Origin of the sequence: Pseudovibrio flavus (assembly GCF_009711345.1) — a bacterium.
GTDB lineage: Bacteria > Pseudomonadota > Alphaproteobacteria > Rhizobiales > Stappiaceae > Pseudovibrio > Pseudovibrio flavus.
In genome coordinates this window covers 1-10,013 of sequence record NZ_SMMA01000035.1, presented here as the reverse complement: position 1 = coordinate 10,013, position 10,013 = coordinate 1, and the positions used below count along the sequence as shown (strand labels likewise).

Below are 10,013 nucleotides of genomic sequence, written 5' to 3'. Positions count from 1 at the left end.
ACTCCGCTCTTCAGCAGGGCGTTGTAGATGCACAGGAAAACCCACTCAGCAACATCGTACCAAACCGTTTCTACGAAGTTGCTCCTTACGTCTCTCTGACCAACCATGTGTATTCCACCCACATCGTTGTGATGAACCCAGACAAATTCTACTCCATGCCTGAGAACTATCAGGATCTGATCGTTCGTGCAGTGAAGGAAGGCGAAGCCCATCAGCAGGCTATCATTGCGGAAGAAGAAGCAAGTTTCGTCGAGTACATCGAAGCCAATGGCGGTAAAGTGAATGCACTTACTCCAGAAGAAATGGCTGTTTTCCAAGCTAAAGTCGAAGAAATTTCCGATGAGCTGAAGGGTATGGTTGACCCAGACGCTTATGAGGCTCTGCGCAAAGCTGTTGCTGAAGCTAGCTAATAACCTTCAATGCACACGTTTCGGGGGCATTTATTGCCCCCGAACTCTTTTGTGAGAGCAGACTGATGCAACTAATAAAAAAGCTGGATGAAAATCTAGAGAAGTACTTCCTCATTGTTGCTGTGGCGGCTATCGCCATCCTTATTATGGCGCAGGTATTCATGCGCTATGTAATGGGGAATTCCCTTTCCTGGTCTGAAGAACTGGTTCGCTGGACCTTTGTATGGTTCATCTGGATCGGTGTGAGCTACGGCTTCAAAACCCGTAAGCATATTTCCATCACCGTACTGCCTGAAATGGCTAGCCCTAAAGTTCAGCGCTTGATGTACATCGCCGTCGGTATCGCGATGATCATCTTTTTCGCTTGGCTTGCTTGGATCGGCTACAAACAGTGCACCAGCCCGCTGATGCTGCGTCAGCGTTCCCCTGTGCTGGAATTCCCGTTCACCGGTGATCGCATCACTGTTTTCTGGCTCTATGCCTCTCTTCCTGTTGGCTCTGCACTTTCCGTAATTCGTCTGGTCCAGAACGTGATCATCGACATTCGGGCTCTTAAAGATCCTGAAACAGCTTACGTATAATTGGGGCATTTCTCATGATTAGTATGGTTCTTTTTGGATCCTTCGCGATCCTCGTGGCCTTTGGCGCCCCGGTGGGTGTGTGCCTTGGTATGGCCTCCCTTATCGTTCTTGAGTTGCTGCCAAATACGCCACCTGTCACGTTGCTGGTAAAAAGTGCTGTAACCGGCGCTAACAACTTCGTTCTCGTTGCCGTGCCTATGTTCATTCTGGCTGGTGACATCATGCAGGGCGGTGGTCTTTCCCGCCGTATCGTGGCTTCTGCTGCGCGCCTCGTTGGTAACGTAAAAGCAGGTCTTGCTTACGTTAACATTCTTGCTTCCATGTTCTTTGCTGCGATTTCCGGCTCCTCTCCGGCAACCGTTGCGGCGATTGGTTCGAACATGGTGCCGGAAATGGAAAAGCGCGGCTATGACCGTGCGTTCTCTTCCGCGCTGACTGCTGCCTCCGGTATGATCGGCGTTATGATCCCGCCGTCCATCCCGTTCATCATCTACGGCGTGACCGCGAACCAGTCCATCGGTGACCTGTTCCTCGGCGGTGTTATTCCGGGCGTTCTGTTCGGTGCTGGTTATGCTGTTATCGCTCGTTACCTCTATTCCACCGGTGCTGCATTTGGCAAAACCCAGTTGACCGAAGCAATCGAGAAGCTGGAAGAGCACAACCGTGCACGCGCTGAAGCTAAGGAAGAGGAAAGCAAGAAGGACGATGGTAACACCATCTGGGCTCTTCTGGTTCCTGTCATCATTCTTGGCGGTATCTACGGCGGTATCTTTACTCCAACTGAAGCTGCAGCTGTTGCTGTGGGCTATGCCTTCTTCATCTCTATGTTCGTATACAAGGAACTGAAGTGGGAAGACCTTCCAGAGCTGCTCTCCCGTACTGCAATCACCTCTGCGACCTGTTTGATCATGGTTGTTATGGCGTTCGCGTTCGGTCGCTTGCTCACCATGGAACAGGTTCCAAACCAGGTTGCGTCTTTGATCACCACGATCTCTGACAATCCGATCATCGTTCTGGCTCTCATCAACATCCTTCTGCTTCTAGTTGGTATGTTCATGGAAACCGTTGCAGCGATCATCATCCTGACCCCGATCCTGCTTCCTGTGGCACAGAGCGTGGGTGTAGATCCGATCCACTTCGGTGTGATCATGACCTGTAACCTTGCAATCGGCTTCTGTACGCCTCCACTTGGTGCGAACCTGTTTATCGCAAGTTCCATCGGTGAAGTGTCCCTGGAGAAAATTGTTAAGGCGATCATTCCGTTCCTGTACGCCATGATCGTATCCCTGCTGCTGGTTAGCTACGTACCAGCATTCTCAACCTTCCTGCCAAGCCTGATGAATTAATCAGGCTTCGGCCCACTTCCTGTTCCCAGATGCGGAGTTAAGGGTATGCGTTGCTGCGAGTTGCAAGGCAAAAAAGACATCAAGGTCGTTGAAAGAGCGAAGCCAGATACGGTTGCTGCCGGAAACGTTTTAGTACGCGTAGAGCGTGCCGGTATTTGTGGAACTGACATCCACTACTACCACGAAGGAGCGAATGGCGCTTTCGTGGTGCAGCATCCTTACGTGATCGGGCATGAGTTCTGTGGTGTGGTTGATGCAGTCGGTGAGGGAGTTGCGGCCCTTTCGGTTGGTGATCAAATTGCTGTTGATCCAAACATCATCTGTCATACCTGCGAGAACTGCCGGACCGGACATTCCAGCCAATGCATGAATGCACGGTTCTTCGGTTCCGCTTCGACAATGCCGCACGTAGATGGTGGTTTCCAAGAGTTCCTATGTGTGCGCGCCTCGCAGTGCCACAAAGTAAGTGAACCGATGGATCCTGACCGTCTGGCATTCGCAGAGCCGCTTGCTGTTGTCTTGCATGCCATGAGCAACCTTCCAAGCTCGCTTGTTGCAAAGAAAGTTTTTGTAGCGGGTGCTGGCCCTATTGGTGCTCTTGCCGTTGCAGTTGCTAAAATCCGCGGTGCGAGCGAAATCGTTGTCTCTGACATCAGCGATACCGCTCTTGCACGTGCCAAGGACGTTGGCGCAACTCTGACCCTTAACCCGTTGCGGGATAGCGAAGTAATTGCTGCGTTTGGCAAAGGCAAAGGATACTTCGACCTTGTTGTTGAAGCATCCGGTGCTTTGCCTGCAGTGCACACCTGTGTTGAAGTTGTTCGCGCATTTGGACACTTCGCCCAGGTAGGCGTTTTGGGTAAGGCTCTTGTCGAGATCCCTTATTCCCGTCTCGCCAGCAAAGAAGTGACTTTCTGCGGCTCGTTCCGCAATGGTCCAGAATTCGGTGAGGCAGTTCGCCTGCTTGAAACCGGACAGATCGACCCAACCCCGTTGCACAGCCATACCTTTAAGGCAGAGCAGATCAGTGAGGCGTTGGAAGTCGCTGCTGATAAGACGCTCGCCTGTAAGGTATTGATTGATTTCACCTAACGAATAGGCACGAGAAATGAGCAGATTTGATTTAACCGGAAAACGCGCGCTCGTGACAGGTTCTGCACGCGGTATCGGGTTTTCTCTTGCAAAGGGTCTTGCCGAGCATGGTGCGGAAGTCATCATCAACGCAACCACCCAGCAGGGCGCAGAAGCTGCAGCGCAGGCGCTGGTAGCTGAAGGCTTTAAAGCAAAGGCACTGGCTTTCAACGTAACTGATGAAGCTGAAGTTGTTGCTGCAATTGCTAAGATCGAGGAAGAGATCGGTCAGATCGATATTCTCGTAAACAATGCTGGTATCCAGAAGCGTACGCCACTGGTCGACTGTCCGAAGGAAACTTGGGACCTCGTCATGGATGTAAACGTGACTGGTCCGTTCTTGCTGTGCCGTGAAGTCGGTCGCCGCATGAAAGAGCGTAAAGCAGGTAAGGTCATCAATATTTGCTCATTGATGAGTGATCTGGGCCGAGCTTCTATTGTGCCTTACACCGCTTCCAAAGGTGCCGTGAAAATGCTCACCAAGGGCATGGCAACGGAAATGGCCAAGGATGGTATTCAGGTAAACGGCATTGGTCCGGGCTACTTTGCAACCGAGATGAACACCGCTCTTGTTGAGGACGAGGACTTCTCCAACTGGCTCTGCCGCCGTACTCCAGCAGGTCGCTGGGGTAACGTGGACGAGTTGGTAGGTACCTGTATCTTCCTTGCTTCTCCAGCAGCAGACTTTGTCAATGGTCAGGTGATTTTCGTCGACGGCGGTATTACCGCTGCCATCTGATGCTGCGTTTATCAGGCAATTATCAATACAAAAGGGGCCCCTTCGGCCCCTTTTTTGTTTCTAGCGCGAACAATCTGTTTTGATCCTTAACGCGCCACAATCTGCCAAACCCTCTCGGTAATTGGACGGAGGTAATTATCGTTTATTGCGAAAGTCACCGATTGTTTTGAATTGGTATTGCTAAAAATATATCACAAAGTAACATGCCTTACCGGAAGCTACCTACAGCTAGGAGAGAATCGTTATGTCTCAGGTGTTTGCTGCGATGTTTCGATTGGTTGAAGTGGTTTCAGGAGTTCTTCTAATTGAAGACGTAATAAAAAATCGATTTTTCACTTTGTGCAGTGCGTGAATGCCCATTTTGATCATCATTTCAGCAGCTTTCTAAGAGTTGTATCAATTATTCTTGGGGGTAATACCATGCTTAATAAGAATATTTTTCTCAGCACCGTTGTAGGTGCAGCCCTTCTTTCTGCTCCGTCATTTGCAGCCAAAATGCATCCTGAGACCGGCGAGAAGCTCGCCGACGATCAGACCTTCACCTATCGTCTTCTAGATGAACATTCCTCGGTCGATCCGCAAATTGTAGAGGATGTATCCGGTTCCGAGGTCGTTCGTAACCTCTTTGAGGGTCTCTATAATCAGGACAATTATGGCAACCTTGTTCCAGGTGTTGCGCTCAGCCACGAAGTGTCCGCTGACAAGCAGACCTACACTTTCAAGCTCCGTCAGGATGCAAAGTGGTCTGATGGTAAGCCTGTAACTGCAGGTGACTTCGTGTTTGCTTGGCAGCGTGCGTCTGATCCAAAAACAGCTTCACCATATGCATGGTACGTGGAGCTGATGTCCTTGGAAAATGCCAAGGCGATCATTGACGGCGAGAAGACACCTTCCGAGCTTGGTGTGAAAGCCATAGACGACCATACGCTGGAAGTGAAGCTTTCTGTTCCGCTTCCTTACTTCCCGCTGATGACCACCCACAGCACGACTTTCCCATCCCCTAAGTGGGCTATTGACGCGCACGGTGCCGACTGGACAAAGCCGGGTAATATCGTCTCTAACGGCGCTTACGTCCTTTCCGAGCATAAGCCTCAGGAGCAGGCTGTTCTGGTGCGCAACGAGAACTACTGGGACAACGCCAACACCATCATCGACAAGGTTGTTACCCTCGTAATCAACGATGAGAACGTAGCGCTGACCCGCTATAAGGCAGGCGAGCTTGACAGAACCGAGGTTCCAGCTGGCCAGTACCCATCTTTGAAAGAGCAGTATCCAGATCAGGCAATCGCGTTCCCGCGTCTGTGTAACTACTATTACACCTTCAACCTGTCTGACAGTGGCCCGGAGTTCTTTAAGGATGTTCGCGTTCGCAAGGCGCTTGCTTATTCTCTTGATCGCAACGTAATCACCGAGCGCGTTCTTCAGGGTGGTCAGTTCCCAGCTTACACCTTTACGCCTGCGGTTACCGCGGGTTTTGAAGTGCCGGGCGTAGAGTATGCTGGTCTTTCCCAGAAAGAGCGTGATGCCAAGGCTATGGAGCTGATGGCTGAGGCTGGCTACAGCAAAGACAACCCTCTCAAGTTCAACCTCGTCTACAACACTTCTGAAGGCCACAAGAAGATCGCTATTGCGATGACACAGATGTGGAAGCAGAAGCTTGGTGTGGAAGTGACCATGAACAACATGGAGTGGAAGACCTTCCTGAACGAGCGTGGCAACCAGAACTTCGAGCTTGCTCGCGGTGCATGGTGCGGCGACTACAACGAAGCGTCTACTTTCCTTGACTTGCTCACCACCGCCTCTGGTTACAACGACGGCAAATACTCCAACGCTGAAGTTGATCAGCTAATGGCTGACGCGAAGACTGCGGACAACGCGCAGCCAAACTACACTCGTGTTGAAGAGATTGTTGCGGGCGAGATGCCGGTTATTCCAATTTATCACTACACCAACGTGTACATGATGGACGCAAATCTCAAGAACTGGCCGGTAGAGAACGCCGAGCAGAATTGGTACGCAAAGAACCTTTACAAGGTTGCCGACTAATTAGGCAGCAAGAGACGCCGGCGCTTTAACGCGCCGGTGTTTTCTATCTTGAACTAGGACTTCTTTGATCTCCACGAGAACCAAATAATATGCTCGGCTACATTTTTAGGCGGTTGGCAATTTCGATTCCGACGTTGCTGGTGCTAATCGTGCTCTCCTTTGTATTGATGCATGCTGCACCGGGTGGCCCGTTCACCTCAGAGAGACCTCTTCCGCCAGAGGTATTGGCGAATATCGAAGCCAAGTATGGCTTGGACAAACCTCTAATCGCTCAGATTTTCAATTATATCGGCGGTATCGTTACGAGTTTCGATTTTGGACCGTCGTTCAAATATAAGGATCGCTCGGTAAACGACATCATCGCCTCCGGCTTTCCTATCACGCTGACCTACGGTTTCCTGTCTTTCATTGTTGCCTTTGTTGTTGGCTGCGCGCTCGGTGTAGCTGCGGCGCTGAAGAAAAACAGCTGGCTCGACTATTTCGCAGTTGGCATCTCCATTGGGGCACAGGTTCTGCCGAACTTCGTAATGGCACCCATCCTCGTGATCATCTTTACATTGTGGCTTGGGTGGTTACCGGGCGGCGGCTGGAACAATGGCCACTGGGCCAATATCATCATGCCGGTTATCGCTCTTTCTACGAGCTATATGGCCTCCATTGCCCGCCTTACCCGCTCTTCAATGCTTGAGGTGATGAACACCAATTTCATTCGAACGGCTCAGGCGAAGGGCCTTCCGGCGCACGTCATCGTTCGCAAACACGCGCTAAAGCCCGCTCTGCTGCCGGTAATCTCCTATCTCGGTCCTACGTTCGTTGCGATGATTACTGGCTCTGTGATTGTTGATGTTTACTTCTCTACGGGCGGCATCGGCCAAGCCTATGTGAACTCGGCCCTAACACGTGATTACGCGGTGATGATGGGCATTACGATCCTGATCGGCGCATTAACGATCCTATTCAATCTCGTCGTAGACATTCTCTATGCGTGGATTGATCCTAAGATCCGCTATTGAGGAGGCTTCGATGGTTTTTGGAACTGACAAGATCGAGAGCCTTGCTCAAGCTGTCGTGGAAGCTGATGAGGTGAAGGGGCGCTCGCTTTATGCAGATGCACGCCGCCGCTTCATGCAAAACAAGGCAGCAATGACCGGTTTGATGCTGCTTTGCCTTGTCTTTCTTTTTGCGATGTTTGGTCAGTACGTTGCTGCTTGGTCAAACGAAGAAATTGACTGGAACTTGCTTGGTGCATCGGCAGAGCTTGGCGCGCCGTCGGTCGCGAATGGCCATTACTTTGGTACTGACGAGATGGGGCGTGACCTCTACGCCCGCGTTGTTCAGGGCACTCGAATTTCCCTAATGGTGGGTATTGTGGGCGCTTTTATTGCAGTGTCTATCGGTACGCTTTACGGCGCCATCGCAGGCTATGTCGGTGGACGTGTTGACAATCTGATGATGCGCTTTGTCGATATCATGCAGTCCATTCCATACATGTTCATCTTGATCTTGCTGCTGGTGGTTTTCGGGCGATCGATCTTTATGCTCTTTGTCGGGATCGGTTTGATATCGTGGCTGGATATGTCGCGTATTGCGCGGGGGCAAACACTCTCTATCAAGAATATGGAGTATGTTTCTGCTGCGCGGGCAACCGGTGTTAAGCCTCTGACCATCATTCTACGCCACGTCGTGCCAAACATGCTGGGTGTAGTTATCGTTTATGCAACGCTGCTCATTCCAAGCATGATTATTACCGAGAGTTTCATCTCGTTTCTCGGACTTGGCGTGCAGGAGCCTAACACCAGCTGGGGTGCTCTTATTTCTGAAGGGTCCAGTACCATTCAATACGGCACCTATTGGCAATTGGCTTTCCCTTTGTTTTTCTTTGTAATTTCGCTTTTCAGCTTCTTCTTTATCGGAGATGGACTGCGAGATGCGCTTGATCCTAAAGATCGTTAGGGGGCTTGAATGGCACTGCTAGAAATAGATGGGCTGAAAGTCTCCTACGATACGCCTGAGGGGACTGTTAAGGCAGTAGATGGCGTGAGCTTGACGCTCAACCAAGGTGAGACACTGGCGGTGGTTGGGGAGTCTGGTTCCGGCAAAAGCCAGACAGCGTTTGCCACCATGGGCTTGCTGCCCAAGAACGCTCGTGTCGAGGGCTCTATTCGCTATCAAGGGCAGGAGGTTCTGGGCCTATCCGTTAAAGAGATGAACCGGCTGCGTTCCAACGAGATCGCGATGATTTTTCAAGATCCGATGACTTCCCTCAATCCCTATCTGCGCATTAGTGAGCAGATGGCGGAGACCCTCATGTATAATGGGAGTGAAGGGCGGAGGATTTCGAAAAAGCAGGCTATCGCAGCCAGTGTTGAGATGCTGGAGGCTGTTAAGATTGCTGACGCGAAAAACCGCATTCACATGTACCCGCATGAATTTTCCGGCGGGATGCGCCAGCGTGTGATGATTGCAATGTCTTTATTGTGCCGTCCCAAGCTGCTCATTGCAGACGAACCAACTACGGCTCTTGATGTAACTGTTCAAGCGCGGATTATGGATTTGCTGGTGGAGTTACAGCAGGAGTTCAACATGGCCATCATGCTGATAACCCATAACCTTGGAATTGTTGCTGGGACCTGTGAGCGAACCCTCGTTATGTACCACGGGCAGGTGATGGAGCAGGGTAAGACAGACGATGTCTTTGAAAAGCCTAAGCATCCATATACCCAAAATCTCCTAAATGCTGTTCCACGTCTGGATAGAGATGATGAGGTGCTCTCAACCATTGCCTCCGAAGGGCTAGCTGGCGTGGGAGGGGCTTCCTGATGGGTACTCCAATTTTGCAGGTGCAGGACCTTCGGGTTGGGTATGAGGAAAAGAAACAAGGCTTCAGCTTGTTTGCTCCAAAGAGCTATAATTGGGCCGTAAATGGAGTTTCGTTCGACTTGGCTCATGGCGAGACGCTTGGAATTGTGGGGGAGTCCGGTTGCGGTAAGTCCACCCTTGCCCATGCCATTACGCGGCTACTGCCCGCGCAGTCAGGCAGTGTTTTCTATAACGGACAAGACTTGCTTGCTCTGAGTGCTAAGCAGATGCTTAAGGTCCGCAGTGAGATCCAGATGGTGTTTCAGGATCCGCTTGCGTCGCTCAATCCGCGTCTTACAGCCGGCCAGATTATTGCCGAGCCTATGAAGACACACCAGCCATCAGCCAGCCGTAATGACGTGAAAAATCGAGTGGGTGAGTTGATGGAAATGGTTGGCCTTTCCCGACGGATGATCAATCGCTATCCGCACGAGTTTTCTGGAGGTCAGTGTCAGAGGATTGGTATCGCGAGGGCGCTAATTACCAACCCGAAACTGCTTGTTTGCGATGAGCCGGTGTCTGCTCTGGACGTGTCTGTGCAGGCGCAGGTGGTGAACTTGCTGATGGATTTGAAGCGCGAACTCGGCCTTTCCATGCTCTTCATTGCCCATGATCTGAGCGTTGTTAAGCACATTAGTGACCGCATTATGGTGCTGAAGTTTGGAAATATCGCTGAACTTGGTGAGGCGAAGCAAGTCATTCACCAACCAAATGACGCTTATACGAGAGAGTTGGTTGCGGCGGTTCCGATACCTGACCCAAAAGCGGAACGGGCACGGTTAGCTGCACGTTTAACTGCTTAGAAGACGCAACGAAATGCGAAAGATAAAGCGCGGGCCCATCGGCTCGCGTTTTGTCATATCTATCTGTTTTCTCTCGATAAAGTATAAAATACTAGCTA

10 protein-coding genes are annotated in these 10,013 nt (G+C 51.0%); all 10 read left to right on the top strand.

Translation table 11 applies throughout. From position 1 onward, the window contains the following. A partial coding sequence (locus E1162_RS00245; protein ID WP_257098534.1) for a TRAP transporter substrate-binding protein occupies positions 1–410 on the top strand: 410 nt, incomplete at its 5' end. Between the two features lie 65 nt (positions 411–475). Continuing rightward, positions 476–991 (top strand): TRAP transporter small permease, encoded by a 516-nt coding sequence (locus E1162_RS00240; RefSeq protein ID WP_257098533.1) that lies wholly within the window; start codon positions 476–478, stop codon positions 989–991. A gap of 14 nt (positions 992–1,005) precedes the next feature. After that, positions 1,006–2,337 (top strand): TRAP transporter large permease, encoded by a 1,332-nt coding sequence (locus E1162_RS00235; RefSeq protein WP_155125435.1) that lies wholly within the window; start codon positions 1,006–1,008, stop codon positions 2,335–2,337. A 45-nt stretch (positions 2,338–2,382) separates the two neighbouring features. Beyond that, the gene (locus E1162_RS00230) at positions 2,383–3,429 is read left to right on the top strand and encodes an L-idonate 5-dehydrogenase (RefSeq protein WP_155125433.1); all 1,047 of its coding nucleotides are present in this window, start codon (positions 2,383–2,385) and stop codon (positions 3,427–3,429) included. Positions 3,430–3,445: 16 nt separating this feature from the next. Further along, on the top strand, positions 3,446–4,207 hold the full coding sequence (locus E1162_RS00225; protein WP_155125431.1) for a glucose 1-dehydrogenase: 762 nt from the start codon (positions 3,446–3,448) through the stop codon (positions 4,205–4,207). Positions 4,208–4,627: 420 nt separating this feature from the next. Next, positions 4,628–6,253, top strand: coding sequence for a peptide ABC transporter substrate-binding protein (locus tag E1162_RS00220; protein WP_155125429.1), 1,626 nt, complete (start codon positions 4,628–4,630; stop codon positions 6,251–6,253). An 89-nt stretch (positions 6,254–6,342) separates the two neighbouring features. Then, positions 6,343–7,266 carry an oligopeptide ABC transporter permease OppB gene (oppB, locus tag E1162_RS00215; protein WP_155125427.1) on the top strand — a complete coding sequence of 308 codons (924 nt, stop codon included), beginning with the start codon at positions 6,343–6,345 and terminating at the stop codon, positions 7,264–7,266. A 10-nt stretch (positions 7,267–7,276) separates the two neighbouring features. Further along, positions 7,277–8,206 (top strand): ABC transporter permease subunit, encoded by a 930-nt coding sequence (locus tag E1162_RS00210; RefSeq protein WP_155125426.1) that lies wholly within the window; start codon positions 7,277–7,279, stop codon positions 8,204–8,206. A 9-nt stretch (positions 8,207–8,215) separates the two neighbouring features. Continuing rightward, a complete protein-coding gene (locus E1162_RS00205; RefSeq protein WP_155125425.1) occupies positions 8,216–9,073 on the top strand; it encodes an ABC transporter ATP-binding protein in 858 nt (285 codons plus the stop codon). Further along, positions 9,073–9,915, top strand: coding sequence for an ATP-binding cassette domain-containing protein (locus tag E1162_RS00200; protein ID WP_155125424.1), 843 nt, complete (start codon positions 9,073–9,075; stop codon positions 9,913–9,915). The genes E1162_RS00205 and E1162_RS00200 overlap by 1 nt, the downstream gene beginning before the upstream one ends. The last annotated feature ends 98 nt before the right edge of the window (positions 9,916–10,013 follow it).

Coding starts and splice junctions, on each gene's coding strand:
- E1162_RS00240 (WP_257098533.1), top strand. CDS start 476: ATGCAACTAATAAAAAAGCTGGATGAAAATCTAGAGAAGTACTTCCTC.
- E1162_RS00235 (WP_155125435.1), top strand. CDS start 1,006: ATGATTAGTATGGTTCTTTTTGGATCCTTCGCGATCCTCGTGGCCTTT.
- E1162_RS00230 (WP_155125433.1), top strand. CDS start 2,383: ATGCGTTGCTGCGAGTTGCAAGGCAAAAAAGACATCAAGGTCGTTGAA.
- E1162_RS00225 (WP_155125431.1), top strand. CDS start 3,446: ATGAGCAGATTTGATTTAACCGGAAAACGCGCGCTCGTGACAGGTTCT.
- E1162_RS00220 (WP_155125429.1), top strand. CDS start 4,628: ATGCTTAATAAGAATATTTTTCTCAGCACCGTTGTAGGTGCAGCCCTT.
- oppB (WP_155125427.1), top strand. CDS start 6,343: ATGCTCGGCTACATTTTTAGGCGGTTGGCAATTTCGATTCCGACGTTG.
- E1162_RS00210 (WP_155125426.1), top strand. CDS start 7,277: ATGGTTTTTGGAACTGACAAGATCGAGAGCCTTGCTCAAGCTGTCGTG.
- E1162_RS00205 (WP_155125425.1), top strand. CDS start 8,216: ATGGCACTGCTAGAAATAGATGGGCTGAAAGTCTCCTACGATACGCCT.
- E1162_RS00200 (WP_155125424.1), top strand. CDS start 9,073: ATGGGTACTCCAATTTTGCAGGTGCAGGACCTTCGGGTTGGGTATGAG.